The sequence below is a fragment of the Streptococcus sp. oral taxon 061 genome (assembly GCF_013394695.1).
Lineage (GTDB): Bacteria > Bacillota > Bacilli > Lactobacillales > Streptococcaceae > Streptococcus.
The window spans coordinates 98,854-124,658 of record NZ_CP058258.1; the positions used below are offsets into that span (position 1 = coordinate 98,854).

The following is a 25,805-nucleotide window of genomic DNA, read 5'->3' on the forward strand; positions in this document are numbered from 1 at the left end:
GATTCTTTGTAACAGATTATAAAACAAAAACGCATCTTAAATAGATGCGTTTTTTTGTATTTAGACTAGTTTATAGTGCTTTCCCAACCAGAATCTCTGCTTCGATAGTAATCTCTGTCAGTTGATTCCAGTCAATCTTGCTTTGGTCAACGTGGAAGAGCAGGGGAGTCATGCTGAGTAAGGCTTGGCGTTGTTCTGCTGTAATGGGCTTGGTCAGGGAAGCGATTTGACTAGACTGGATGCTAAAATGTTCCTGGAAATGTTCTTTGATATCTTGGTTAGAATAATCTTTCTTTGTCAGTTGTTCCTGTACCATTTGGCGGATTTCCTTGAGATGGTTTTCAGTAGGAATAACCTTGATTAAGATGCCGTCCTTGGATAAGACACGATGAAATTCTCCATAGTTGGCAGGTGAAAAGATATCAAGCGAGATATCCATGCTGGAATCTTTTATAGGAAGGCGAGCTAGGTCACCGACAAACCAGTTGACTACCCAGTTGGGTTCACTCTTGGCAGCGATTTGGACTGAGTCTTTCGAGATATCAAAAGAATAGAAGGTCTTGTCAGGATGGGCTTCTTGGAGTTTACGAGAGTAGAAGCCTTCGCCACAGCCAATGTCCAAGATGGTTTTTGCGGATGGGTTAGTGGTTAGTATGCCCGAGATACCTTCTAAGATAGCCTGATAAAAGCCAGCTTCTAGGATTTGCTGGCGATTTTGAAAGTTTTCCTTGTCGTAGTTGGCGGATTGCTTGATTTGAGGAGCCAGATTGACATAGCCAAATTTTGCCAAGTCAAAAGAATGACGATTATCACACTTGAGACTGTTTTCTACCAAGGTTAGATTTTCTTGGCAGATAGGGCAGGCAAAGTCACTAGCAGAAGCAAAGCGCTGGAGTTTGGGTTTGAGGTTTGTATTCATAGTTTTAGTCTAGCAAAAAAAGAACTGGATGGCAAATGCATCCAGTTTGTTTTTTAGTATGTTAGAACAAAGTATTTCTTCTTACCACGGCGGATAACGGTGAGTTCGTCCTCTAACTTATCTGCGTCACTCAAGACATAGTCAAGGTCTTGGATGCGGTCGCCGTTGATATAGATAGCTCCATTTTGAACATCTTCACGGGCTTGACGTTTTGAGTTAACCACACCGGAAGATACGAGAAGTTCTACGATATTGTGGTTTTCGTCTGCTTGTACTTGGTAGTTTGGAACACCACGTAGTCCTTGTTTGAGTTCTTTGACAGAAAGGTTTTTGATATTTCCAGCAAAGAGTTGTTCAGTGATGTTAAGAGCTTCTTTATAAGCTTCTTCTCCGTGGACAAGTGTTACGACTTCACGAGCTAGGACTTTTTGAGCCAAACGTTCGTGTGGCGCCGCTTCAAATTGTTTGCGGATGTCTTCGATCTCGTCAAGTGACAAGAAAGTAAAGATTTTCAAGAAGCGAACAGCGTCAGCGTCCATGACATTCATCCAGAATTGGTACATTTCGTATGGAGAAGTCTTTTCAGGGTTGAGCCAAACAGCATTCCCTTCAGATTTACCAAATTTCTTACCAGTTGCGTCTGTGATGAGTGGGACAGTGATGACATGACCAGTCTTGTCAGCCTTCCGACGAAGCAATTCGGTACCAGCTGTCATATTTCCCCACTGGTCAGAACCACCGATTTGAAGGGTTACATTGTGCTCTTGATTAAGAACGAAGAAGTCATAACCTTGCATGATTTGGTAGGCAAACTCAGTGTAAGAAATCCCTGTTTCAATACGTTTCTTCACAGACTCCTTGCTCATCATGTAGTTGACAGTGAAGTATTTTCCGATATCTCGGAGGAAGTCAATGAAGCTGATGCTGCCAAACCAGTCGTAGTTGTTGACCATGACAGCTTTATTTTCACCATTTTCAAAGTCAAGAAAGCGAGAAAGTTGTCCTTGGATAGACTTGACCCAGCCATCCACTGTGTCTTTTGTTTGGAGACTACGCTCAGCATCTTTGAAGGACGGATCTCCAATGAGACCTGTAGCACCGCCAACGAGCGCATAAGGTTTGTGACCTGCTAACTGCAAACGACGACTTGTCAAGATTGCGACAAGGTGACCTAGGTGAAGGCTGTCAGCAGTTGGATCGTAGCCAGTATAATAAGAAACTTGACCTTCTTCTAGGGCTTTGCGCAAAGCTTCTTCATCAGTCGTTTGAAAAATCAAACCACGCTCTTTTAGCTCATCAAAAATGTGCATGTGTCTTTTCTCCTTTTTAAAATATTGTTTCTACCTATTTTACCACAAACTTGGCAAATAACCTAGTAAAATCGGGAAGAAAGTTGCTGCTTGGACTTTTTTGGAAACGAGTGAAATATGGTATAATAGCACTAGCATATTTTCAGAGAAATAGATAAAAATAGTTAAGAAAGGGGCTGAAAGATGTCTCATATTATTGAATTGCCAGAAGTCTTGGCCAACCAGATTGCAGCAGGAGAAGTGATCGAACGTCCTGCCAGCGTGGTTAAAGAATTGGTTGAAAATGCTATCGACGCTGGCTCAAGCCAGATTATCGTTGAGATTGAGGAAGCTGGTCTTAAGAAAATCCAAATTACCGATAATGGTCACGGGATTGCCCACGATGAAGTCGAGTTGGCTCTGCGTCGTCATGCGACCAGTAAGATTAAGAATCAAGCGGATCTCTTTCGGATTCGGACTCTTGGTTTTCGTGGTGAAGCTTTGCCTTCTATCGCATCTGTTAGTGTGCTGACTCTTTTGACAGCGGTGGATGGCGCAAGTCATGGGACCAAGTTAGTTGCTCGTGGGGGAGAAGTTGAAGAAATCATCCCTGCGACCAGTCCTGTTGGGACCAAGGTTTGTGTGGAGGATCTCTTTTTCAACACACCAGCTCGTCTCAAGTATATGAAGAGCCAGCAGGCAGAGTTATCTCATATCATCGATATCGTTAACCGTCTAGGCTTGGCCCACCCTGAGATTTCCTTTAACCTGATTAGCGATGGCAAGGAGATGACACGGACAGCTGGGACGGGTCAACTGCGCCAAGCCATTGCTGGAATCTATGGTCTGGCTAGTGCCAAAAAGATGGTTGAAATTGAGAATTCTGACCTAGACTTTGAAATTTCAGGTTTTGTCTCATTGCCTGAATTGACACGTGCTAATCGTAACTATATTAGTCTTTTTATCAATGGCCGTTATATCAAAAACTTCTTGCTCAATCGTGCTATTTTAGATGGTTATGGTAGCAAGCTCATGGTGGGGCGTTTTCCGCTAGCCGTTATTCACATTCAAATCGATCCTTATCTGGCAGATGTCAATGTGCATCCAACAAAGCAAGAGGTGCGGATTTCCAAGGAAAGAGAGCTGATGGCGCTGGTTTCCGAAGCTATCGCAAAGAGTCTCAAGGAACAGACCTTGATTCCAGATGCTTTGGAAAATCTTGCAAAATCTACCGTTCGCAATCGTGAAAAAGTTGAGCAAACGACTTTGCCACTGAGAGAAAATACGCTCTACTATGAAAAAACGGAACTCACTAGACCGACACAAGCTGAGGTGGCAGACCATCAGGTAAGCCTGACTGAAGAGAAGCAGGATTTGAACCTCTTTGCTAAGGAAGCCTTGGATCAGCTGACTAAACCAGCCAAACTGCATTTTGCAGAGAGAAAACCTGCTAGCTATGACCAACTGGACCATCCAGAGTTAGATCTAGCTAGTTTGGATAAGGCTTATGATAAGTTGGAGCGCGAAGAGTCTTCGAGCTTCCCAGAGTTGGAATTTTTCGGGCAAATGCACGGGACCTACCTCTTTGCCCAAGGTCGAGATGGACTCTACATCATAGACCAGCATGCAGCTCAGGAGCGGGTTAAGTACGAGGAGTACCGCGAGAGTATCGGCAATGTTGACCAGAGCCAACAGCAACTCCTTGTGCCCTATATCTTTGAATTTCCGGCGGATGATGTCCTTCGTCTCAAGGAAAGAATGCCTCTCTTAGAGGAAGTCGGCGTCTTTCTAGCAGAGTACGGGGAAAATCAATTCATCCTACGCGAACATCCTATTTGGATGGCAGAGGAGGAAATCGAGTCTGGAATCTATGAGATGTGTGATATGCTCCTTTTGACCAAGGAAGTTTCGATCAAGAAATACCGAGCAGAGTTGGCCATTATGATGTCCTGCAAACGCTCAATCAAAGCCAATCATCGTATCGATGACCACTCAGCCAGACAGCTTCTCTATCAGCTCTCTCAATGTGACAACCCATACAACTGTCCGCACGGACGTCCTGTTTTGGTCCATTTTACCAAGTCAGACATGGAAAAGATGTTCCGTCGCATTCAGGAAAATCATACCAGCCTACGAGAACTAGGCAAATACTAATACTCTTCGAAAATCTCTTTAAACTGCGTCAGCCTTACCTTGCCTAACTCAAGTTATGCCTAGGGTTAGCTTCCTAGTTTAGATTTGATTTTCATTGAGTATAAATTGAAGGGAAAATTATGTACGAATATCTAAAAGGTATCATTACCAAAATTACTGCTAAATACATCGTCCTAGAAGCAAACGGCATTGGCTACATCCTGCACGTGGCCAACCCCTATGCCTACTCAGGACAAGTCAATCAAGAAGCGCAAATCTATGTGCATCAAGTCGTTCGCGAAGATGCTCATCTCCTTTACGGTTTCCGTTCGGAAGACGAGAAAAAACTCTTTCTCAGTTTGATTTCTGTATCAGGCATTGGTCCTGTATCAGCTCTGGCTATTATCGCAGCGGATGACAATGCAGGACTTGTTCAAGCGATTGAGACTAAGAATATCACTTACTTGACTAAATTCCCTAAAATCGGAAAGAAAACAGCCCAACAGATGGTATTGGATCTAGAAGGTAAGGTGGTTGTGGCAGGTGATGATCTCCCTGCTAAGACTGCAGCTCCATCTAGCAGTGACAACCAAGAATTGGAAGAAGCTATGGAAGCCATGTTGGCACTGGGCTACAAGGCGACTGAGCTCAAGAAAATCAAGAAATTCTTTGAAGGAACTTCTGATACAGCTGAAAACTACATCAAATCTGCCCTTAAGATGTTGGTGAAATAGGAGATTTCTATGCCAAAACGCTGTGGCTGGGTTAAAATGAACAACCCTCTGTATGTAGCCTACCACGATGAGGAATGGGGGCGACCTCTCCATGACGACCAGGCCCTTTTTGAGTTGCTCTGTATGGAGACCTATCAGGCTGGTCTTTCTTGGGAAACGGTGCTCAATAAACGCCAAGCCTTCCGAAAAGCTTTTCATGGTTACCAAATTCAAGCGGTCGCAGAGATGTCGGATGAAGAATTGGAAGCTTTGATGGATAATCCAGCCATCATCCGCAATCGTGCCAAGATATTTGCGACGCGGGCCAACGCTCAGGCCTTTCTACAAGTTCAGGTAGAATTTGGTACCTTTGATACTTATCTTTGGTCTTTTGTAAATGGACAAACCATCGTCAATGATGTCCCGGACTACAGACAGGCGCCTGCCAAAACAGCTCTATCTGAGAAATTATCCAAAGATCTCAAAAAACGAGGCTTTAAGTTTACGGGTCCTGTTGCAGCTTTGTCATTTCTACAGGCTGCCGGTTTGGTTGATGACCATGAGAATGATTGTGAATGGAAGGGAAAGTGAAATGAAGTCTAATAAAAATAAGGGAGTTCTGATTTTTGGGCTCCTCTATACAATTCTTTTTGTGTTTGATGGTATACGAGTATTTGATTCTCCATTGCCTTCTTCTGCAGGGACTTATTTAGTCTATACCATCATGTTTGTGTATGGTTGCTTCTTATTTAAGTCACTATTGCTCCCAAAGTGGGAAGAGGTTAGAACTTCTAAAAGGAAATTTATCTTTGGGGTTTTAAAAGGCTGGGCCTTGCTTTTCATTTTAACCATTCTCTTTGGGCTCCTATCGGAAATGTTGAGACAGATGTTGGGATTAAGCGGACAGGGACTAAACGAGGCTAATATACAAACTGCCTTTAAAGAACAACCACTACTGATAGCGGTTTTTGCCTGTGTCATAGGCCCTTTAGTGGAAGAGCTCTTTTTCCGTCAAATTTTATTGAGATATTTAAGGAAAAGTCTGCCAACTTGGCTGAGTGTCTTTTTGGTCGGCCTTGCCTTTGCGCTTACTCATATGCACAGTTTGTCTTTATCAGAGTGGGTCGGTGCAGTCGGATACCTAGGTGGGGGTCTTGCTTTTTCTATTATTTATGTGAAAGAAAAGGAGAATATCTACTATCCCCTACTTGTTCACATGTTAGGCAATAGCCTAGCCTTGATCATTTTAGCTATCGGTAGTATGTGATGAAAATGCTAGTAACGATACTGAAAAAAGCTGAGAAATTCATCTCAGCTTTCTTTGTTATAGTCAAAGCGAATGACTTGATCCGTTGCGTCTACATACGCGTGGACTCCAAAGGGAACAATTGCTCTTGGTGTGGCATGACCAACGTTTAGATTATAGACAATCGGGGTATTGCTGTCAATGATATCCAATAGTGCCTCTTTATAGTCGTCATAGAAAGTTTCATCCATAGGTTTTCCGACCAAGAGTCCACTGATGACTTCAAATATCCCAGTTTCTTTTAAAGCCTGCAACATTTTTTTGAAATCATCAGGTTCAGGCTTTTCTTCACTTGTTTCTAGCAAGAGGATTTTTCCTTTCCAGTCGGATAAGTCAGGGAAGAGTCTGTACTTTTGGCAGAGTTCTGTACTGTCTACATATCGAGAGTTGTCAAAGATATCGTAGAGGGATTCGAGGCAACCACCGAGGATTTTTCCCTCGAACTGGGCAGTTCCTTGTAGCAAGTCAAAACCTGTATTTGCATGGCTGACACGAGGTATTCCCAAAGCTTTGGGACTGAAGTCAGTTCTTTCCTCATACCAAACGTCACTAGGTCGAATTTCCGAGATTCTTCCCGTCTCAATCAATTCTTTGAAGTAGTGGAGGCTGTATGGCAACATTTCTTTGTCTAACTCACAAATGTCTGCTAAAAAGGATTGACCATAAAAAGTCTTGATTCCTAGTTTATGCAACATGAGGTGGTTCATAGTTGTATCCGAGAAGCCAAGAAAAATTTTTTGTTTGATAACCTTTTGTAGTTGGTCATTTTCAAAAAGATAAGGCAATAAACGATAGGTATCGTCTCCACCGATGGCGCATAAGATCATGTCGATGCTTTCATCAGAAAATGCCTGCATCAAATCCTCCGCACGAGCTTCAGGATGTTCTTTGATAAAGTCTAAGCCTTTTAGCGAATGGGGTAAAAAGATAGGATTGAGTCCGAGGCCCTTGAGACGTTGGACACCCAAGTCCATTTCGTGTTTGACAAAGTCTTCTCCGATAATCCCACTAGATAAACTTATAATACCAATAGTAGAAGTCATATATTATCCTCCTAGAAAAAATTGATGCTATTGTATCACAAAAGATGAGGGAAAACAACAAGAATTAGAGTCAGAAGAAGGCTTTTAGATCAAGAAAGTAGTAAAAAAGCAACCGCTCGATGTGGTTGCTTTTTATAGTAGTTGCATTCTTATAGAGCAGTAAGGAAGGTCAGTCCGCCAAGGATAACCCCAGCCGAGTTTGGAATGATTAGAATCCAGTCTTTCTTAGGCTCTTTTGTCCATCCATAAATGACCCAGATTAAGCAAGAGACTGCTGCTGATAAAGGTTGGAATGGTTGAGCTTTATTTCCTTGTAAATTGGCAAAAATTTGGGGGATGTAGGCTATAAATACAATAATCCCGATAAAGGCACCAATTGAACCGACAATTTGATTAATTCTCTGTTTAGTCATATATATTTCTCCTTATTACTTTATTAGTATAACAGAAAAACAACTTGGATTCAAGGACAAAACCTCGGGATTCTAAGGAAAGACTTTACATTAGAACGTTTTTAGAAAATGTAGCTACTTTTCTTTGGAGAATAAAAAAAGCTTTGGAGCCATAATAAAAGTAGTCTGTCTGTAAAACACACTACTTTTATTGTTTATCTTAATATCTAGCAGGTCCAGCACTTGCGCTCTTGATGTTGAAACGTTTTTTGAGGTAGAAACGTAGGGCAAGGAGAGCTCCTCCGATAACCAATAAAACAAGAGGAGGTAAGCTGATATTGATGGCTTGTGGAAGGAAGTTACTCAAGAAGAGGATGAAGACCCAGGCAAACATGGTTGCTAGCATGACCAAAAGTGATTTCCAGAATGGTGGGCGTTGGCTACGGTCAGTATCTGGTCCGTAGTAGCGGTAGATGAAGTGATAGAGCAGGTAAAAGGCAACTCCACCAAAGGCCCCTACACTGATAAGTGTTACCAATCCGTAGGCTACGGGTTGGTTTGAGAAGAAGCTCATCAAGGCGCTAACCACTGCAAATAATCCTGTGATGAAAAGGGCTGAATCCAACATCATCAATTTTGGATCGTCATTTTCCTTTGGATGTTCTTTTTCGTATTGCTCTTTTTCACTAAAGCTGTGAGCCCAGTGAGTTGGTGCTCCGTAGATAGAACGAGCAGTCACTCCCTTTGGTTGCTCCTCAAGGATATGAGGAATCACTTCTTCAAGGATAGCCTTGATTTCAGCATCTGTCTTTCCGTCCTTGAGAAATTGTTGGGTTGCAATGTGGATAAATTCTTGGTTTTTCTTGGTTAATTCTTTTAAATCAATCTGTGACATAATAACTCCTGTTTAGAACCATTTTTTATGGATGAGGTAAAGAGTGAGAGAAACACTCATAGCGAAGGCGATAAAAACGATGAGCCAGAAAGCGTGCGGTTCTCCGTTTAAAGGAATTTCATTATCCTTAAAGTTCATTCCGTAAGCTGAGAAAATCATAGTCGGGATAGACATAACGATGGTCACGAGGGCCAAGGTTTTCATGATATTGTTCTGGTTGTTTGAAATGATAGAGGCAAAGGTCTCTGTCATAGAGTGAAGGACGTTTCCATAGATATCCGCCATCTCGATGGCCTGTTGCGTTTCAATCAAGGTATCTTCGAGTAAGTCTTCATCTTCAAGGTATTTCTTGATATTGCTAGTTGCGCTGGTCAATTTTTTAATCACGCGCTCGTTTGTCTTGAGAGAGGCCTTGAAGTAGACGATAGTCTTTTCCAACTCCATGAGTTCAATCAACTCTTCATTTCGAGTAGACTTGTGAAGTTGAGTTTCGATTTGCTCACTCTTACGTTCGATTGAACGGAGGGCAGTTAGGTAAATCTCCGCATTGCGATATAGTATCTGGAAGATAAAGCGAGAACGCATAAAGGTATAGAAATTCCGAAGTCTCCGATTGATAAAGACATCTAGAAGTGGGAGAGGCTCCAAACAAGTGGTAATGATAGCCTCCTCTGTGATGATAATCCCCAAGGGAATGGTCACATAGTAGGTTCGGTTATTTCTTTCCTCGGTAATGGGAACATCTACGATAATCAGAGTGTATTCATCTTCAATCGTGATACGAGACATTTCTTCGGCATCGAGTGGTGCACGGAGGTCAGCGATATCAATATCAAAAGCAGAAGCAATTTCCATCGATTCGCTCTGGGTAGGATTGACGAGATTGATCCAAGTGCCCGGCTGGAGCGTATCGATCTCTTTAAATTCAGTTGTTGTTGAGAGAAAGACTTGTTTCATATCTCCTATCCTTTCCTAATCTATTCTGTGTTTAAGTGATTTTTAGCACCGTACTATTATACTACAAAATCGGCTTTTTTGGTAATAGAATTTCACTTTTTTTGGTATAATGGAAAGCAACAATGGACTAGAAAGAAGTAACATGCAAGATAAGATTGTCATCCATGGGGCACGCGCCCATAATTTAAAAAATATTGACGTGGAAATTCCACGTGACAAGCTAGTTGTGGTGACGGGGCTGTCGGGTTCGGGCAAGTCCAGTCTTGCCTTTGATACCCTTTATGCAGAGGGGCAACGCCGCTATGTAGAGAGTTTGTCAGCCTATGCTCGTCAGTTTTTGGGCAATATGGAAAAACCAGATGTGGATTCTATCGATGGTCTCAGCCCTGCCATTTCTATTGACCAGAAAACGACTAGTAAAAACCCTCGCTCAACGGTTGGGACAACAACGGAAATCAACGACTATCTACGTCTCCTCTATGCTCGTGTAGGAACACCCTACTGTATCAATGGACATGGGGGTATCAAGGCTTCGTCTGTAGAGCAGATTGTCGACAAGGTCTTGGAATTGCCAGAGCGCCAGCGTCTGCAGATTTTGGCTCCTGTTATTCGTAAGAAAAAAGGGCAACATAAGACTCTGATTGAAAAGATTCAAAAGGATGGTTACGTCCGTGTCCGTGTCGATGGCCTTGTCTATGATGTGACCGAAGTTCCTGAACTTGAAAAGAATAAACAACATACCATCGATGTGGTGGTAGACCGTATTATCATTAAAGAAGGTATCCGTAGTCGTCTCTTTGATTCGATCGAAGCAGCCCTCCGTATCGCTGAAGGTTATGTAGTTATTGATACTATGGATGATTCGGAGTTACTCTTTTCAGAACACTACGCTTGTCCAGTTTGTGGCTTTACAGTTCCGGAACTAGAACCTCGTCTCTTCTCCTTCAATGCTCCGTTTGGTTCTTGTAGTGAGTGTGATGGTTTGGGGATCAAGCTAGAGGTTGATACGGACTTAGTCGTACCAGATGCTAGCAAGACCCTTCGTGAGGGAGCCTTAGCACCTTGGAACCCTATCTCTTCTAACTATTATCCAAATATGCTAGAACAAGCTATGACAGCCTTCGGAGTGGACATGGATACTCCTTTTGAAGCCTTGTCAGAGGAGGATAAGAATCTCATTTTCTATGGTTCAGATGGTAAAGAGTTCCATTTCCACTATGAAAATGAATTCGGCGGAGTTCGTGATATCGACATTCCTTTTGAAGGTGTTATAGGGAATATTAAGCGACGTTACCATGAAACCAATAGCGACTACACCCGCACACAGATGCGTCTTTATATGAATGAGCTAACTTGTGGCACTTGTCACGGTTATCGCCTCAATGATCAGGCCTTATCCGTTCGTGTAGGAGGAGAGGAAGGACCTAATATCGGAGAAATTTCAGACCTCTCCATCGCAGACCATTTGGAGGCTATTGATCAGTTGAGCCTATCAAAAAATGAAGCCATCATTGCTCGTCCGATTCTTAAGGAAATAAAGGACCGCTTGACCTTCCTCAATAATGTCGGTCTCAACTATCTGACCCTTTCTCGTTCGGCAGGAACCTTATCAGGTGGGGAGAGTCAACGTATTCGCTTGGCAACCCAGATTGGTTCCAATCTCTCAGGAGTCCTCTATATCTTAGATGAGCCGTCTATCGGTCTTCACCAAAGGGACAATGACCGTCTGATTGCCAGTCTGAAAAAGATGCGTGATTTGGGGAACACCTTGATCGTGGTAGAACACGATGAAGACACCATGCGAGAGGCTGATTATCTGATTGACGTTGGTCCTGGTGCAGGGGTCTTTGGTGGAGAGATTGTAGCAGCAGGAACGCCTAAGCAGGTGGCTCGCAACAGTAAATCCATTACAGGACAGTATCTATCAGGAAAACGTGCGATTCCAGTGCCGTCAGAACGCCGCGTTGGGAACGGTCGCTTTATCGAAGTGACAGGTGCGCGTGAAAACAACCTACAAAATATCACCGCTCGCTTCCCGCTAGGGAAATTCATTGCGGTGACAGGTGTCTCTGGCTCAGGGAAGTCGACACTTATTAACAGCATTCTCAAAAAAGCCATTGCTCAAAATCTCAATCGCAATTCAGACAAGCCTGGAAAGTTTAAGGCGATTACAGGAATTGAGCATATCGATCGTCTGATTGATATTGACCAGAGTCCTATTGGAAGAACACCAAGGTCCAATCCTGCAACCTATACAGGTGTCTTTGATGACATTCGAGACCTCTTCGCTCAGACAAATGAAGCCAAGATTCGTGGCTATAAGAAGGGTCGTTTTAGTTTTAATGTCAAGGGCGGTCGCTGTGAGGCCTGCTCAGGTGACGGGATTATCAAGATTGAGATGCACTTCTTGCCAGACGTATACGTAGCTTGTGAAGTCTGCCACGGAACCCGTTATAATAGTGAGACCCTAGAAGTTCACTACAAGGAAAAGAATATCTCGCAAGTCTTGGATATGACTGTCAACGATGCGGTGGAATTTTTCAAACACATTCCAAAAATTCAACGTAAACTCCAGACCATCAAGGATGTAGGTCTAGGTTATGTGACCTTGGGACAACCTGCCACAACTCTTTCTGGTGGAGAAGCGCAGCGTATGAAGCTGGCTAGTGAGCTCCATAAACGCTCGACCGGTAAATCCTTCTACATTCTAGATGAACCGACAACTGGTTTGCATACTGAGGATATCGCTCGTCTACTCACCGTTTTGTCCCGCTTTGTCGATGATGGAAATACAGTTCTTGTCATTGAGCACAATCTAGATGTGATCAAAACAGCAGACCATATTATCGACCTAGGACCAGAAGGTGGTGTTGGCGGTGGTACTATTATCGCAACAGGAACACCAGAGGAAGTAGCTGCCAATGAAGCTAGCTATACAGGACAGTATTTGAAAGGAAAGTTACATCATGAATAAACGTGTGCAAGCATTTTTAGATAAAATGCAAGAAAAAGAACTAGATGGGATCATTATCAATAACCTTAAAAATGTCTACTATTTGACAGGATTTTGGGGTTCAAATGGAACGGTCTTCATCAGTCGTGATCGTCAGGTCTTGGTGACAGATGCCCGCTATATTATCGCTGCCAAGCAAGAAGTTACTGGTTTTGAGATTTTTGCAGAGCGTGATGAGTTAGCTACTATCGTAAAGATTACAAAAGATATGGGCCTTTCTCGTATCGGATTTGAAGATGAGATTTCAGTTTCTTATTACCATCGCATGCAAACCGCTTTTGAAGGTTTAGAACTAGTTCCACAGACACAGTTTGTTGAAGCCCTTCGTATGATTAAGGATGAGACAGAAATTGCGACTATTCGTAAGGCTTGTTCCATCTCAGACCAAGCTTTCCACGATGCCCTTGACTTTATCAAGCCAGGTAAGACAGAAATTGAAATTGCCAACTTCCTCGACTTCCGTATGCGTGAATTAGGCGCTGCTGGTTTGTCTTTTGATACGATTCTAGCTAGTGGGATCAACTCTTCTAAACCCCATGCCCACCCAATGCACAAGCCAGTAGAACTAGGCGAAGCAATCACTATGGACTTTGGGTGTCTTTATGACCACTATGTCAGTGATATGACACGTACCATCTACCTAGGTCATGTCAGCGACGAACAAGCAGAAATTTACAATACTGTTTTGAAGGCTAACCAAGCTCTGATTGACCAAGCTAAGGCTGGCTTAGGTTTCCGTGATTTTGATAAAATCCCTCGTGATATTATTGTTGAAGCAGGCTATGGAGAATACTTTACTCACGGTATCGGGCACGGTATTGGACTTGATATCCACGAAGAACCTTACTTTAGCCAAACTTCCAAAGAAGTTATCAAAACTGGTATGGTCTTGACTGATGAACCTGGTATTTATATTGAAGGTAAATACGGGGTTCGTATCGAAGATGATATCTTGATTACAGATACAGGTTGTGAGTTATTAACCCTTGCTCCAAAAGAATTAATCGTAATCTAAGAAAAATGAGATAAATCGTTGACTTTTACTAGTTAAAGGTTTATACTGAAAGGCGAAAACGGTAGGTGAGGCTACCATAGGGATACGGATGACTACCGCAAAGCAGTGGAGACACTACTCGTTGGTCAACAGTCCTGGTCGCGAAGGTCAAGACTAAGCTCATTACATCGCCCTATGGAGTTAAAGCTTGAACGAAAACAGATAATCAGTTTTTTAGTCCTGCCATTTTATGGCAGGACTATCTGCTGTTTTAAAACAATGAAAGGAGAAAAACGATGCAAATTGACGATCATCCAGAACCGCACATACACAGCCAATCGCTGATTTGTGTCGTTCTGTCCCTATAAAGTGATTGGTCTCTGTGTATGATACTCTTCGAAAATCAAATTCAAACCACGTCAACGTCGCCTTGCCGTACTCAAGTACAGCCTGTGGCTAGTTTCCTAGTTTGCTCTTTGATTTCCATTGAGTATGAAATCACTATTCATACAGATAGGAGAAACCAATGAAAACTACAAAAGAAAGATTAGCAGCAGCTATTCAAACTCCATTTACAGAAAGCCTAGCTTTTTACCATACAAGTCTAAAAGGCTTAGACCAAGAACAAGTTGAAGAAAACCGTGACCTATATGGTGAAAACACCATCACTAAGGGTCAAGAGGATTCCATCTTTAAAAAGATTTATGAGTCCATTATCAATCCTTTCACAATTATTTTGCTGGTAATTGCCTTTATCTCTCTCGTTACAAACGTCTGGCTTGCAAAACCTGGTCAAGAAGATCCAACGACTTCTATCATTATCGTTGTCTTGGTTTTGATTTCAGGAGGTATCCGTTTTGTCCAAGAATTGCGGAGCGACAAGGCAACAACCAATCTTTCAAAAATGATTGTCAACACAGCAACTGTTATTCGTGATGGTCTTGAACAAGAGTTACCCATCGATGAGTTGGTTGTAGGAGATCTCGTGAAATTGAGTGCGGGAGATATGATTCCAGCAGATGTTATCTTGTTCGAATCCCGCGACTTTTTCGTTCAACAGTCAGGTTTGACTGGAGAAAGTGATGCAGTCGAAAAACTTGCTTTAAATAAAGCGACTAGCCAAAATGTAGATAGCCTTTTAGAAGAAGAATCTTTGGCATTCATGGGGACAAACGTTATCTCAGGAAGTGCTACAGCTATGGTTCTAGCAGTTGGGGATGACACCATGATGGGAGCTATTGAACAGACTCTCAACACCTACGATGAACCAACTTCTTTTGAACGTGAAATGAACAGCATTTCATGGCTCTTGATCCGTTTGATGCTTGTCATGGTTCCAATCGTGTTTCTCGCAAATGGTTTGACCGATGGAGACTGGCTAGAGGCTGGAGTATTTGCCTTGAGTGTTGGTGTCGGACTTACACCAGAAATGCTTCCGATGATTATTACAGCCAGCTTGGCCAAAGGTTCCATTATCATGGCCAAGGAAAAGGTAGTCATCAAAAAACTCAATGCTATCCAGGACTTAGGAGCAATCGATATCCTATGTACGGATAAAACTGGAACTCTTACGCAAGATGAGATTGTCTTAGAATACCCATTGGATATCCATGGCGATTTGGATATGGCAGTCTTAAGAAGAGCTTATCTAAATTCACATTTTCAAACAGGTTTGAAAAACTTGATGGACCGTGCCATCATCAGTAGAACTGAAAAAGAAGCCAAGGAACATGTTATCCTACAAAATCTAGACACTAGCTTCCAAAAAATCGACGAACTACCATTTGATTTTGAACGTAGACGCATGAGTGTTATCGTCAAAGATGATAGCAATGTTGTTAGTATGGTGACCAAAGGCGCTTTAGAAGAAATGTTGAACATTTCGACACATGTGGAATATCGTGGAGAAATAATCCCTATTACCGAAGATATTCGCCAAGAAGTACTGGCAGAAGTTGGTCAATTAAACCGTCAAGGCTTGCGTGTCTTAGGTGTTGGCTACAAATCAGGTCTACGTGAAGATTATGCCTATGCTGTGACTGATGAAAGTGATATGATCCTTACGGGTTATCTTGCCTTCTTGGATCCACCAAAACCATCTGCAGCACCAGCTATTCAAGCTTTGCTTGAACATGGTGTCAGAACAAAAATTTTAACTGGAGATAATGAAAAAGTAACCCAAGCCATCTGTGAAAAGGTTGGTTTGGATGTTGAGCAGATGCTTTTAGGAGCTGATATCGACCAAATGACAGACCAAAAATTGGCAGAAGCGGTTGAAAGTGTAACAGTCTTTGCCAAATTGTCTCCTGACCAAAAAGCTCGAATTATTCTACAATTGAAGAAAAATGGTCATGCCGTTGGTTATATGGGTGACGGTATTAATGATGCCCCGTCTATGAAGGTGGCAGATGTTGGAATTTCCGTTGATACAGCAGTAGATATCGCAAAGGAAACAGCTGATGTTATTTTGCTAGACAAGGATCTCATGGTTCTTGAAACAGGTATCGTTGAAGGCCGGAAGGTCTACGCCAACATGACCAAATATATTAAGATGACAGTTAGTTCAAACTTTGGGAATATCTTCTCACTATTGGTTGCAAGTATTTTCTTGCCATTTTTACCAATGGCTCCTGTTCATCTCATTGTCCTAAACCTAGTCTACGATTTATCTTGTGTGGCATTGCCGTTTGATAACGTGGATCAAGACTTCCTAAAACAACCCCATACATGGGAAGCAAAATCCATTACGCGATTTATGGTTTGGATGGGTCCAATCTCATCTATCTTTGACATTTTGACCTTTATTTTCCTCTACTTTATTATTGTTCCTTTGGTGACAGGCTATCATTATGTTCATGGGTCAGAATCTGCCCTTCAGTTTATTATCTTGTTCCAAACAGGATGGTTCATCGAATCTATGTGGTCTCAAACCATGGTTATCCATATGCTTCGTACGGCAAAAGTTCCTTTTGTACAAAGCAGACCAGCTTGGCTTGTAATCTTGACAACCTTGGTTGCCGCAATTTTCGTAACTAGTCTGCCTTATGGACCGCTAGTAAATATTCTTCGTTTAGCTCCATTAGGACTTCCTTATTTCTTGTTCCTAACCTGTATTATTTTCTTGTACATGTTTAGTGTCACAGTTATTAAGAAATTTTACATTAGGAAGTACAAAGAATGGTTATAGTTCGGTTTTTGTCAAGAAAAAAGTTAGAAAACTGGCGAAAAAGTTAAATTTTTTTTAAAATAGGTCGCAAGTCGGATGTTTTTTATGGTATAATAGAATAAACTGATAGTAACATGTAGCGAAAGGGGTAGGTACATGATCAAAATATATACAGTCTCAAGTTGTACTAGCTGTAAAAAAGCTAAAACCTGGCTCAATGCCCACCAGTTAAGTTATAAAGAACAAAACCTTGGAAAAGAAGGAATTTCGCGAGAAGAATTATTAGATATTCTAACAAAAACAGATAATGGAATTGCGAGCATTGTATCATCAAAGAATCGCTACGCTAAAGCTCTTGGAGTTGATATTGAAGATTTGAGTGTCAATGAAGTGCTTAATTTAATCATGGAAACACCACGCATCCTAAAAAGTCCAATTCTTGTTGACGAGAAACGTTTACAAGTTGGCTATAAAGAAGATGACATTCGTGCCTTCTTGCCACGCTCTGTCCGCAATGTAGAAAATGCAGAAGCACGTTTACGTGCAGCACTATAAAACATAAAGGCTGGGAGTGACTCCTAGCCTTATTTGATAGATAAATAAGGAAAAATAAATATGAAGAAGATAGTTATCGGTACAGTTGCGCTCCTATTTTTGCTAGCTGGCTGTGGACAGAAAAAAGAGTCTGCGGAACCTTCTAAAGATACAACGACAGAAGCTCTTCAATCAACTTTGCCAGTTCTAGAAAATGCCAATAACAATACAGTTGTAACCAAGACACTTGTCCTACCTGCTGACGAAAATGGGGTTCAACAAACCCAGACCATTACCTATAAGGGCAAACAGTTCTTGACCTTAACGATTCAGCAAAAACGACAAGTTTCAGAAGACCTCAAGAACTTTATTGCTGAGCATGGATTAGAGGAAGCAAAAAAGGCCTTGAAAGAAGGAGAAGACAAGGATGAATCGGTCCAAGAAGTACGTAAAATTCCTGGATTTAACCTTGAAACCAATCTTTTAAGTGAAACCGAGATTGAAACAAAAACAAGTTATGATTTTCAAGTTCTAGACGTTAAAAAGGCAAGCGAAAGCGAATATTTAAAAAATGTGGGATTAGAAAATCTACTAAAAAACGAACCAGAAGAATATATTGAAAATCGAGTTGCAAGTGGCGCGACTGTCCAGTAAGGAAGTCATAGAAAATCAGCAAAATCAGGCTGTGTCATTTGTAGAATGGCTGTGAATGTGCTATAATAGTACTATTCTAAGGAAAGAGGGTGTTAGAATGGGATTTACTGAAGAAACCGTACGTTTTAAATTGGATGATTCCAATAAAAAAGAAATTAGTGAAACATTGACAGAAGTCTATGCTTCATTGAATGAGAAGGGGTATAACCCTATTAACCAAATTGTGGGCTATGTTCTCAGTGGAGACCCAGCTTACGTTCCTCGTTACAATAACGCAAGAAATCAAATCCGTAAATACGAACGCGATGAGATTGTTGAAGAATTGGTCCGCTACTACCTTAAGGGACAAGGAGTCGATCTATAACCAATGAGAATTATGGGGTTGGACGTTGGTTCCAAAACAGTAGGAGTAGCGATTAGCGATCCGTTAGGGTTTACAGCACAAGGGCTCGAAATCATCCAAATCAATGAAGATCAAGGAGAGTTCGGCTTTGAACGACTCAAGGAATTGGTTGACACCTATAAGGTAGAGCGCTTTGTTGTTGGTTTACCTAAAAATATGAACAATACCAGTGGACCTCGGGTGGAAGCGAGTCAAGCCTATGGAGCAAAATTGGAAGAACTCTTTGGCTTGCCAGTGGAGTACCAGGATGAGCGCCTAACCACGGTTGCTGCTGAGCGCATGTTGATTGAGCAAGCAGATGTTAGTCGCAATAAGCGTAAAAAAGTTATTGATAAATTGGCAGCTCAGTTGATTTTGCAAAATTATTTAGATAGAAAATTTTAAGACAGAGGAGAAACTATGTCACACGATCACAACCACGATCACGAAGAACGTGAACTTATTACACTTGTAGATGAGCAAGGAAACGAAACTTTATTTGAAATCCTTTTGACTATTGACGGAAAAGAAGAATTTGGTAAAAACTATGTCCTTCTTGTACCAGTTAACGCAGAAGAAGATGAAAACGGTGAAGTTGAAATCCAAGCATACTCATTCATCGAAAATGAAGATGGAACTGAAGGTGAATTGCAACCAATCCCTGAAGATTCAGAAGATGAATGGAACATGATTGAAGAAGTCTTCAACAGCTTTATGGAGGAGTAAAAACGTCCAGTGGACGTTTTTAGCCTGACGCTAAAAATAAAAACCGTCAGTAAGTTCGGGGATGTTTTTAGCCCTGCGCTAGAAAATAGAAACGCAGGTAGTTTGGGAGACTGTATCAGCCCAGTTCCTTGAAATAAGAGAGAACTGGTAAGTCCAGTGGACGTTTTTAGCCTTAAGCTAAAAATAAAATTTAGCTAGTATCTAGCAAAATGAGTAAAAAGCGAAGAGAATCTTCGCTTTTTTGTTAAGGAGATAAGCATGATTGAAGTAGAAAAATGGCTTCATAGTCGGATTGGCTTGAATTTTAGATCAGGATTGGGACGGATGCAAAGAGCAGTAGATTTGCTGGGGAATCCTGAGCAAACCTATCCAATTATCCATGTGACAGGGACAAATGGCAAGGGGTCGACTATTGCTTTTATGAGAGAGCTTTTTGTTGCCCATGGGAAAGCGGTTGGCACCTTTACTTCGCCCCACATTGTCAGCATTCATGACCGTATCTGTATTAATGGTGAGCCTATATCGGATACAGATTTCATTCGTTTAGCCGATAAAGTTAAAGCAATGGAGCAAAGACTTTTAGAAACCCACGATCAGCTATCTTTTTTTGAGTTGCTGACCTTGATTGCTTTGCTTTATTTTAAAGAGCAAGAAGTAGATTTGGTCCTACTGGAAGTTGGGATAGGTGGACTTCTTGATACCACTAATGTGGTGACAGGAGAAATTGCAATCATCACATCAATCGGCCTCGATCACCAGGAGACCTTGGGCGATAGTTTAACAGCAATTGCAGAGCAGAAAGCAGGAATTTTTAAGCCTGGGAAATCAGCTGTGATTGCAAATTTAGCACCGGAAGCCCAACTCGTTTGTCAAAAAACTGCTACTAATTTGGATGTAAGTCTCTACCAAGCTAATAAAAATTTTTCTTTCCAAAATGGGAACTTCTCTTCTTCTCTAGCTGATTTTAACCACCTAATATTGGGATTAGAGGGAGCATATCAGGAGGAAAATGCAGCTCTTGCCTTGCAGGCTTTTCTACTATTTATGGTACAAAGAAACGAGAAAGTAGATCAAGAAGCAGTACATGCTGCCTTGCAAGCTACTAAATGGGCAGGAAGGCTAGAAGCTATCACTGAGCACATTTATCTAGATGGGGCTCACAATTTACCAGCTCTAGAGCGTTTGGTTGAGTTTATCCAAGAAAAAATCCAGCAAGGGTATCAGCCTCACATCCTATTTGGTGCCCTAAAGCGGAAAGATTATAGTGGGATGCTTACTTATTTAACAGAGCATTTACCTGATGTAGCTCTCTATGTTACGAGTTTTGACTATCAGGGTTCCTTGGAAGAGCAAGACTTTGGAGATTATACAAGCATTGCTTCATATCGAGATTTTATAGATAATTTTGAGAGTTCTGCAGGGGAGCAAGACTTGCTATTTGTGACAGGTTCTCTCTATTTTATATCTGAGGTTCGAGCTTATCTCATGGCCCTAGATTCATTTGATTGACCCTCCTGTCTTTATTTGTTATAGTAACGGTGTGGTAGCTCGGCAGGGTTATTCTGATTTTAAGCCACTAAAAGAAAGGAGACATTATGTCACTAAAAAAATTCACACTTTCTCTTGCTTCTTTGGCAAGTCTTAGTCTCTTAGTTGCATGTTCACCAAAAGATCAAGCAACTCTTTCAACTCAAGCAAGTACTAGTACGGAAGTAACGACTGCTCAGTCAGCAGAAACGACTGTTTCTAGTTCGACTGTTAGATCAGTAACCAACATTGATGGCACCTATAAAGGACAAGATGATGGAGATAGCATTACTCTCGTTGTTACTGGTAATACTGGAACATGGACGGAAGTAGAACCTGATGGTGATCAGGAAATTAAGAAGGTAACTTTTGAACCAGACAGTCAGAAAGTCATCATCGGAGATGACGTCAAGATTTATGTAGCTGAGGAGAATCAAATAATCATCGATGACATGGACCGTGTGGTTTCTGATCGTATTGTTTTAAAAAAATAGATATTTTTAAGGATTTGGATCTGGATAAAACAGATACAAATCTTTTTTAATTATTTTTTGTATGAAAAAAGTTCCATACTTTAAGGATCATTATTTTACCCAAAGTATAGAACTGATGAATTATAAGTTATACGTTAGAGGAATCGCTCTTGTAAAAAGTGAGCAACTCCATCTTCTTCATTAGTCAATGGTAATTGCTCGTCTGCGAAAGAAAGTAGAGCGGGATTAGCATTTTTCATGGCATATCCTCTACCTGCAAAGGAGAGCATTTCTTGGTCATTGTGTTCGTCACCAAAGGCAATCAGGTTCTGTCTGTCTATATTCATGACATTTAGAAGGTATTCAAGAGCAAATGCCTTGTGAACACCTTTTGGTGTACACTCGAGGATGTTCAAAGGGCCACCCCAAGTATTGATATTAAGCTGATGCTTGTAAAAGCTGGTCATCTCCTCAGCCAGTGCATATTTATCGTCTGCCCTGGTTTGTAATAAAATACAGTTTGGCCCCTTAGTCACTAAGTCAGACTTGAATTGATTTTCAGGGCGAAAGTTTTCAACACCAAACAATTTAGGGTCGGCAATTTCTTTGTCCGGGGTTGTAATGTAAAACTTTTTACGGTATTCACCTGCGATAAAGTCTGCCTCGATATCCTCTTTTCGTTTTACGATATCCAAGAGGTATTTTTTGTCCACTGTAAGGCATTTTTCATGTTTCCAAGCCTTACCAGGTAGGTGAGTGAGAGAACCGTTGAAGTTAATCATAGGAGTCTCAAGTTCAAGTTGGTCATAAAAATCTTTGGCCATACGATATGGGCGACCGGTTGCGATAACCACATGATGGCCTTTCTTAGAAATTTTTTTAATGGTTTCTTTTGTAAAGTCAGAGAGTTTGCTTTCTCCATTAAGTAAGGTGCCGTCTAAGTCCACGGCAATCATTTTTTTAGTCATAAAATCCTCCCGAATCTAGTTTCAGATAAGATGTTTCCTATTATATCAAAAAGCTGAAAGAAAAGCTGACTATAAGCAAAAATAATAAGAATAATATCCTCTAAGAATTTTTAAAAATAGGAAAAACAGCTTGAAAATGTGAATGATTGATGATATAATAGACATATTGTTCGTAAAATGACAAAGGAGATTAAAAATGGACAAACTATTTAAACTAAAAGAGCACGGGACAGACGTCCGTACAGAGGTTCTTGCTGGTTTAACAACTTTCTTTGCAATGAGTTATATTCTCTTTGTAAACCCTCAAATGCTTTCACAAACAGGAATGCCTGTTCAAGGTGTATTCTTGGCAACAATCATCGGTTCTGTTGTGGGAACTTTGATGATGGCTTTCTATGCTAACTTGCCATATGCACAAGCCCCAGGTATGGGACTAAACGCCTTCTTTACATTTACCGTCGTATTTGGGATGGGTTATAAATGGCAGGAAGCCCTTGGGATGGTCTTCATCTGTGGAGTTATTTCACTAATTATTACATTGACCAATGTTCGTAAAATGATCATTGAGTCTATTCCTACAACACTTCGCTCAGCAATTTCAGCTGGTATTGGTGTTTTCCTCGCTTACGTTGGTATTAAGAATGCTGGTCTTTTGAAATTCTCAATTGACCCAGGTACATATACTGTAGCAGGTGAAGGAGCAGATAAGGCTCAAGCGGCGATTACTGCGAATTCAGCAGCTGTTCCAGGATTGGTAGATTTCAATACTACAGCAGTTTTGGTAGCTCTTGCAGGCCTTGCTATTACTATCTTCTTTGTTGTTAAAGGTATCAAAGGTGGGATTATCCTTTCTATTTTAACAACGACTGTTCTTGCCATTGCGGTTGGTCTTGTTAATGTGTCAGGGATTGACTTCGCTAGCAACAATCTTTCATCAGCAGTTAACGACTTAGGTACTTTGTTTGGTGCTGCTCTTGGTTCAGAAGGTTTAGGATCTTTGATTTCAAATACTTCTCGTTTGCCAGAAACTTTGATGGCTATTCTTGCCTTCTCATTGACAGATATTTTTGATACTATCGGTACTCTTATTGGTACTGGTGAAAAAGTTGGTATCGTTGCGACAAGTGGTGAAAACCATGAGTCAGTTAAATTGGATAAAGCTCTTTACTCTGACTTGGTGGCAACATCAGTAGGTGCCATTGCAGGTACTTCAAACGTTACAACTTATGTTGAGTCAGCAGCAGGTATCGGTGCTGGAGGACGTACTGGATTGACAGCCTTAGTTGTTGCTATCTGTTTTGCCCTATCAAGCTTCTTTAGCCCACTTCTTGCCATTGTTCCTTCAGCTGCGACAGCACCAATTTTGATTATCGTCGGAATTATGATGCTCTCTAACTTGAAAAATATTCCTTGGGATGATATGTCAGAAGCAGTTCCTGCCTTCTTCACCTCTATCTTTATGGGATTCAGTTACTCAATCACTCAAGGGATTGCAGTTGGTTTCTTGACTTATACTTTGACAAAGGTTGTCAAAGGCCAAGTTAAAGATGTGCATGTCATGATTTGGATTTTGGATGCCTTGTTTATCTTGAACTATATCAGCATGGCTCTTAACTAATGATAAACACTAAAAAAAGAAGGAGGAATCTCCTCCTTTTTTATTACTAGAAATGTCGCAAAAGAAAACTTTTTGGTATAATATTTACATGTACACAAAAAATGAAGATGAACTCATTGCTCTTGGACAAGAGCTAGGCTCTTTACTAGAGGAAAATGATGTATTGATTTTGACCGGTGAATTAGGTGCTGGTAAAACAACGCTAACCAAAGGCCTGGCTAGAGGCCTAGGCATTCATCAAATGATTAAAAGTCCTACTTATACTATTGTTCGAGAATATGAAGGACGTCTACCCTTGTATCACTTGGATGTTTATCGTATCGAAGGAGATGCAGATTCTATCGACTTGGATGAATTTCTTTTTGGTTCAGGTGTAACGGTTATTGAGTGGGGACATCTATTGGGGGAAAATCTTCCATCAGATTATCTGGAGTTAGAAATCCTTAAAAGAGATGAGGGACGAGAAATCATCTTTCATGCTCATGGCCAAAGAGCGACAGAACTTTTGAAAGGATTGACGGATGGAGTATGATCTTTTAATCCGTGAAGCGGAAGCCCAGGATGCTTCAGCGGTCATTGCTCTCTTAGATCAAATTGGTCAAGAGTCCAGTTTTACCAGTCTGGATGAAAATGGGATTACAATGAGTGAGTCTGAAATGCAACATTTTTTGGATAAGCAGGCCCAGTCGGATAATCAAATTACCCTACTCGCTTTTTTGAATGATGAGTTAGTAGGAATCATCAATACAACAGCTGATCAACGTCCGCGAGTCCGTCATATTGGAGATGTCTTTTTAGGAATAAAAAAATCTTACTGGGGAAATGGTCTCGGTAGTATCTTGATGGAAGAAACTATTGAATGGGCCAAATCAAGCGGTAGTATTCGACGTTTACAATTGACAGTTCAAAAAAGAAATCTTGCTGCGGTGCATCTGTATGAAAAAATGGGTTTTAACATAGAAGGATTACAGGAACGTGGTGCTTGTATAGAAGGAGGAGAGTTTCTAGATGTTTACCTAATGGGTCAACTGATAGATGAATAAAAGTATGGCAAAAAAGATAATCGGAATGTTTTTAGGCTTTGTTCTTGTGACAGTACTTGGTGTGGGAGCTTATGCCTATACGATCTACCAACAGAGTACACAGACTTTGGCCAAAACCTATAAAAAAATCGGAGAAGAAACCAAGGTCATTGAAGCGACCGAACCTCTGACGATTTTGCTTATGGGAGTGGATACGGGGAATGTTGAGCGTACAGACCCATGGGAAGGTAATAGTGATTCAATGATCTTGGTGACAGTGAATCCTAAAACCAAGAAGACAGTCATGATGAGTTTGGAGCGTGATATTCTCACACAAATCAAGCAGCCGGATGGTAGTGTAACGGAGGCTAAACTCAATGCTGCCTATGCCAATGGTGGAGCAGAGTTGTCTATTTCAACGATTCAAAAAATGATGAATATCCATATTGACCGTTATGTGATGGTCAATATGCATGGACTTCAAAGAATGGTTGATGCAGTAGGTGGAATTACAGTGAACAACACTCTAGGTTTCCCAATCTCTATTCAAGACCAGGAGGCTTTTAATACGATTTCTATCGGTGTTGGTGAACAGAAGCTAAATGGTGAAGAAGCCCTTGTTTATTCACGTATGCGTTATCAGGATCCGGAAGGAGACTATGGTCGTCAAAAACGTCAGCGCGAAGTCATCCAAAAGATTGTTGAAAAAATTCTTAGTTTGAATAGTGTCAGCCACTACCAAGAAATTTTGAAGGCTCTTAGCGATAACATGCAGACAAATATCGAGATTACGACAACAACGATTCCTCAGTTGATGGGCTACCAAGATTCCTTTAAGAATATTGAGTCTCAGCAATTGCGTGGAGAGGATGCAATGATTGATGGGACATCTTACCAAATCGTGACATCTGAGCATATGTTAGAAATGCAAAATCTCTTACGTCGTTCATTGGGCAAACCAGAAGTTACCGAATTGGAGACAAATGTAGTCTTGTATGAAAATATTTATGGTCATTTGCCACAAACGGCTGGTTCCGTTGTAAATCAAGAGCAACAAATACAACCAGAACAATAAGAAATG

25 protein-coding genes and 1 riboswitch are annotated in these 25,805 nt (G+C 41.2%); of the genes, 18 read left to right on the forward strand and 7 right to left on the reverse strand.

From position 1 onward, the window contains the following. Positions 1 to 70 precede the first annotated feature (70 nt). Both HW271_RS00480 and tyrS read right to left on the reverse strand, forming a co-directional pair. Complete coding sequence (locus HW271_RS00480; protein ID WP_178894447.1) at positions 71 to 919, reverse strand: putative RNA methyltransferase; 849 nt, start codon at positions 917 to 919, stop codon at positions 71 to 73. A gap of 53 nt (positions 920 to 972) precedes the next feature. Continuing rightward, positions 973 to 2,229, reverse strand: coding sequence for a tyrosine--tRNA ligase (gene tyrS, locus HW271_RS00485; RefSeq protein WP_178894448.1), 1,257 nt, complete (start codon positions 2,227 to 2,229; stop codon positions 973 to 975). 183 nt (positions 2,230 to 2,412) lie between these two features. On the opposite strand from tyrS, the gene mutL reads away from it, so the two are divergent. From mutL to HW271_RS00505, 4 genes are all read left to right on the forward strand, one after another. Beyond that, the gene (gene mutL / locus HW271_RS00490; protein ID WP_178894449.1) at positions 2,413 to 4,362 is read left to right on the forward strand and encodes a DNA mismatch repair endonuclease MutL; all 1,950 of its coding nucleotides are present in this window, start codon (positions 2,413 to 2,415) and stop codon (positions 4,360 to 4,362) included. A gap of 119 nt (positions 4,363 to 4,481) precedes the next feature. Continuing rightward, positions 4,482 to 5,075 carry a Holliday junction branch migration protein RuvA gene (gene ruvA / locus HW271_RS00495; RefSeq protein WP_006149208.1) on the forward strand — a complete coding sequence of 198 codons (594 nt, stop codon included), beginning with the start codon at positions 4,482 to 4,484 and terminating at the stop codon, positions 5,073 to 5,075. A gap of 9 nt (positions 5,076 to 5,084) precedes the next feature. Then, positions 5,085 to 5,645 (forward strand): DNA-3-methyladenine glycosylase I, encoded by a 561-nt coding sequence (locus HW271_RS00500; protein ID WP_178894450.1) that lies wholly within the window; start codon positions 5,085 to 5,087, stop codon positions 5,643 to 5,645. Position 5,646: 1 nt separating this feature from the next. Next, the gene (locus HW271_RS00505) at positions 5,647 to 6,321 is read left to right on the forward strand and encodes a CPBP family intramembrane glutamic endopeptidase (protein ID WP_049508952.1); all 675 of its coding nucleotides are present in this window, start codon (positions 5,647 to 5,649) and stop codon (positions 6,319 to 6,321) included. 44 nt (positions 6,322 to 6,365) lie between these two features. Here HW271_RS00505 and HW271_RS00510 read toward each other — a convergent pair whose 3' ends face one another. The 4 genes from HW271_RS00510 to HW271_RS00525 form a co-directional block, all read right to left on the reverse strand. Continuing rightward, positions 6,366 to 7,403, reverse strand: a complete 1,038-nt coding sequence (locus HW271_RS00510; RefSeq protein ID WP_178894451.1) for a S66 peptidase family protein — start codon at positions 7,401 to 7,403, stop codon at positions 6,366 to 6,368. A 149-nt stretch (positions 7,404 to 7,552) separates the two neighbouring features. Further along, on the reverse strand, positions 7,553 to 7,816 hold the full coding sequence (locus HW271_RS00515) for a SemiSWEET family transporter (RefSeq protein ID WP_004250486.1): 264 nt from the start codon (positions 7,814 to 7,816) through the stop codon (positions 7,553 to 7,555). Between the two features lie 199 nt (positions 7,817 to 8,015). After that, a complete protein-coding gene (locus HW271_RS00520) occupies positions 8,016 to 8,690 on the reverse strand; it encodes a DUF1129 domain-containing protein (RefSeq protein ID WP_006146142.1) in 675 nt (224 codons plus the stop codon). Positions 8,691 to 8,702: 12 nt separating this feature from the next. Then, positions 8,703 to 9,647 carry a magnesium transporter CorA family protein gene (locus HW271_RS00525; RefSeq protein WP_004250490.1) on the reverse strand — a complete coding sequence of 315 codons (945 nt, stop codon included), beginning with the start codon at positions 9,645 to 9,647 and terminating at the stop codon, positions 8,703 to 8,705. Positions 9,648 to 9,789: 142 nt separating this feature from the next. Here HW271_RS00525 and uvrA point away from each other — a divergent pair, with 142 nt between their 5' ends. The 10 genes from uvrA to HW271_RS00575 all read left to right on the forward strand — a co-directional run bounded on the left by uvrA (position 9,790) and on the right by HW271_RS00575 (position 21,137). Further along, entirely contained in the window at positions 9,790 to 12,621 is a 2,832-nt protein-coding gene (gene uvrA / locus HW271_RS00530; protein WP_178894452.1) for an excinuclease ABC subunit UvrA, read from the forward strand. Beyond that, entirely contained in the window at positions 12,614 to 13,675 is a 1,062-nt protein-coding gene (locus HW271_RS00535) for a Xaa-Pro peptidase family protein (RefSeq protein ID WP_178894453.1), read from the forward strand. The genes uvrA and HW271_RS00535 overlap by 8 nt, the downstream gene beginning before the upstream one ends. Positions 13,676 to 13,728: 53 nt before the next feature. Next, positions 13,729 to 13,882: riboswitch (M-box (ykoK) riboswitch) on the forward strand. Between the two features lie 298 nt (positions 13,883 to 14,180). Continuing rightward, on the forward strand, positions 14,181 to 16,841 hold the full coding sequence (gene mgtA / locus HW271_RS00540) for a magnesium-translocating P-type ATPase (protein ID WP_178894454.1): 2,661 nt from the start codon (positions 14,181 to 14,183) through the stop codon (positions 16,839 to 16,841). A gap of 135 nt (positions 16,842 to 16,976) precedes the next feature. Beyond that, entirely contained in the window at positions 16,977 to 17,375 is a 399-nt protein-coding gene (gene spx, locus HW271_RS00545) for a transcriptional regulator Spx (protein WP_000591164.1), read from the forward strand. Between the two features lie 60 nt (positions 17,376 to 17,435). Beyond that, positions 17,436 to 18,008 (forward strand): SP0191 family lipoprotein, encoded by a 573-nt coding sequence (locus HW271_RS00550; protein ID WP_178894455.1) that lies wholly within the window; start codon positions 17,436 to 17,438, stop codon positions 18,006 to 18,008. Between the two features lie 97 nt (positions 18,009 to 18,105). Further along, complete coding sequence (locus tag HW271_RS00555) at positions 18,106 to 18,372, forward strand: IreB family regulatory phosphoprotein (RefSeq protein ID WP_004250500.1); 267 nt, start codon at positions 18,106 to 18,108, stop codon at positions 18,370 to 18,372. Between the two features lie 3 nt (positions 18,373 to 18,375). Continuing rightward, on the forward strand, positions 18,376 to 18,795 hold the full coding sequence (ruvX, locus tag HW271_RS00560; protein WP_070678388.1) for a Holliday junction resolvase RuvX: 420 nt from the start codon (positions 18,376 to 18,378) through the stop codon (positions 18,793 to 18,795). Positions 18,796 to 18,810: 15 nt separating this feature from the next. Next, on the forward strand, positions 18,811 to 19,116 hold the full coding sequence (locus HW271_RS00565; RefSeq protein ID WP_000017624.1) for a DUF1292 domain-containing protein: 306 nt from the start codon (positions 18,811 to 18,813) through the stop codon (positions 19,114 to 19,116). Positions 19,117 to 19,374: 258 nt separating this feature from the next. Then, positions 19,375 to 20,625 (forward strand): folylpolyglutamate synthase/dihydrofolate synthase family protein, encoded by a 1,251-nt coding sequence (locus HW271_RS00570; protein ID WP_178894456.1) that lies wholly within the window; start codon positions 19,375 to 19,377, stop codon positions 20,623 to 20,625. Between the two features lie 86 nt (positions 20,626 to 20,711). Next, positions 20,712 to 21,137, forward strand: coding sequence for an SP_0198 family lipoprotein (locus HW271_RS00575; protein ID WP_178894457.1), 426 nt, complete (start codon positions 20,712 to 20,714; stop codon positions 21,135 to 21,137). 134 nt (positions 21,138 to 21,271) lie between these two features. On the opposite strand, the gene HW271_RS00580 is transcribed toward HW271_RS00575, so the two are convergent. Then, a complete protein-coding gene (locus HW271_RS00580; RefSeq protein ID WP_178894458.1) occupies positions 21,272 to 22,084 on the reverse strand; it encodes a Cof-type HAD-IIB family hydrolase in 813 nt (270 codons plus the stop codon). Between the two features lie 196 nt (positions 22,085 to 22,280). On the opposite strand from HW271_RS00580, the gene HW271_RS00585 reads away from it, so the two are divergent. The 4 genes from HW271_RS00585 (at position 22,281) to brpA (ending at position 25,799) form a co-directional block, all read left to right on the forward strand. Further along, entirely contained in the window at positions 22,281 to 23,702 is a 1,422-nt protein-coding gene (locus HW271_RS00585; RefSeq protein WP_178894459.1) for an NCS2 family permease, read from the forward strand. 88 nt (positions 23,703 to 23,790) lie between these two features. After that, on the forward strand, positions 23,791 to 24,234 hold the full coding sequence (tsaE, locus tag HW271_RS00590; protein ID WP_178894460.1) for a tRNA (adenosine(37)-N6)-threonylcarbamoyltransferase complex ATPase subunit type 1 TsaE: 444 nt from the start codon (positions 23,791 to 23,793) through the stop codon (positions 24,232 to 24,234). Next, a complete protein-coding gene (locus HW271_RS00595) occupies positions 24,224 to 24,745 on the forward strand; it encodes a GNAT family N-acetyltransferase (RefSeq protein WP_178894461.1) in 522 nt (173 codons plus the stop codon). Before tsaE ends, HW271_RS00595 begins: the two co-directional genes overlap by 11 nt. A gap of 4 nt (positions 24,746 to 24,749) precedes the next feature. Continuing rightward, positions 24,750 to 25,799 (forward strand): biofilm formation/cell division transcriptional regulator BrpA, encoded by a 1,050-nt coding sequence (gene brpA, locus HW271_RS00600; protein ID WP_254730020.1) that lies wholly within the window; start codon positions 24,750 to 24,752, stop codon positions 25,797 to 25,799. Positions 25,800 to 25,805 lie beyond the last annotated feature (6 nt).

Bases quoted from the DNA above. Each gene is read 5' to 3' on its own strand.
- HW271_RS00480 (WP_178894447.1), bottom strand. From the start codon at position 919: ATGAATACAAACCTCAAACCCAAACTCCAGCGCTTTGCTTCTGCTAGT.
- tyrS (WP_178894448.1), bottom strand. From the start codon at position 2,229: ATGCACATTTTTGATGAGCTAAAAGAGCGTGGTTTGATTTTTCAAACG.
- mutL (WP_178894449.1), top strand. From the start codon at position 2,413: ATGTCTCATATTATTGAATTGCCAGAAGTCTTGGCCAACCAGATTGCA.
- ruvA (WP_006149208.1), top strand. From the start codon at position 4,482: ATGTACGAATATCTAAAAGGTATCATTACCAAAATTACTGCTAAATAC.
- HW271_RS00500 (WP_178894450.1), top strand. From the start codon at position 5,085: ATGCCAAAACGCTGTGGCTGGGTTAAAATGAACAACCCTCTGTATGTA.
- HW271_RS00505 (WP_049508952.1), top strand. From the start codon at position 5,647: ATGAAGTCTAATAAAAATAAGGGAGTTCTGATTTTTGGGCTCCTCTAT.
- HW271_RS00510 (WP_178894451.1), bottom strand. From the start codon at position 7,403: ATGACTTCTACTATTGGTATTATAAGTTTATCTAGTGGGATTATCGGA.
- HW271_RS00515 (WP_004250486.1), bottom strand. From the start codon at position 7,816: ATGACTAAACAGAGAATTAATCAAATTGTCGGTTCAATTGGTGCCTTT.
- HW271_RS00520 (WP_006146142.1), bottom strand. From the start codon at position 8,690: ATGTCACAGATTGATTTAAAAGAATTAACCAAGAAAAACCAAGAATTT.
- HW271_RS00525 (WP_004250490.1), bottom strand. From the start codon at position 9,647: ATGAAACAAGTCTTTCTCTCAACAACAACTGAATTTAAAGAGATCGAT.
- uvrA (WP_178894452.1), top strand. From the start codon at position 9,790: ATGCAAGATAAGATTGTCATCCATGGGGCACGCGCCCATAATTTAAAA.
- HW271_RS00535 (WP_178894453.1), top strand. From the start codon at position 12,614: ATGAATAAACGTGTGCAAGCATTTTTAGATAAAATGCAAGAAAAAGAA.
- mgtA (WP_178894454.1), top strand. From the start codon at position 14,181: ATGAAAACTACAAAAGAAAGATTAGCAGCAGCTATTCAAACTCCATTT.
- spx (WP_000591164.1), top strand. From the start codon at position 16,977: ATGATCAAAATATATACAGTCTCAAGTTGTACTAGCTGTAAAAAAGCT.
- HW271_RS00550 (WP_178894455.1), top strand. From the start codon at position 17,436: ATGAAGAAGATAGTTATCGGTACAGTTGCGCTCCTATTTTTGCTAGCT.
- HW271_RS00555 (WP_004250500.1), top strand. From the start codon at position 18,106: ATGGGATTTACTGAAGAAACCGTACGTTTTAAATTGGATGATTCCAAT.
- ruvX (WP_070678388.1), top strand. From the start codon at position 18,376: ATGAGAATTATGGGGTTGGACGTTGGTTCCAAAACAGTAGGAGTAGCG.
- HW271_RS00565 (WP_000017624.1), top strand. From the start codon at position 18,811: ATGTCACACGATCACAACCACGATCACGAAGAACGTGAACTTATTACA.
- HW271_RS00570 (WP_178894456.1), top strand. From the start codon at position 19,375: ATGATTGAAGTAGAAAAATGGCTTCATAGTCGGATTGGCTTGAATTTT.
- HW271_RS00575 (WP_178894457.1), top strand. From the start codon at position 20,712: ATGTCACTAAAAAAATTCACACTTTCTCTTGCTTCTTTGGCAAGTCTT.
- HW271_RS00580 (WP_178894458.1), bottom strand. From the start codon at position 22,084: ATGACTAAAAAAATGATTGCCGTGGACTTAGACGGCACCTTACTTAAT.
- HW271_RS00585 (WP_178894459.1), top strand. From the start codon at position 22,281: ATGGACAAACTATTTAAACTAAAAGAGCACGGGACAGACGTCCGTACA.
- tsaE (WP_178894460.1), top strand. From the start codon at position 23,791: ATGTACACAAAAAATGAAGATGAACTCATTGCTCTTGGACAAGAGCTA.
- HW271_RS00595 (WP_178894461.1), top strand. From the start codon at position 24,224: ATGGAGTATGATCTTTTAATCCGTGAAGCGGAAGCCCAGGATGCTTCA.
- brpA (WP_254730020.1), top strand. From the start codon at position 24,750: ATGGCAAAAAAGATAATCGGAATGTTTTTAGGCTTTGTTCTTGTGACA.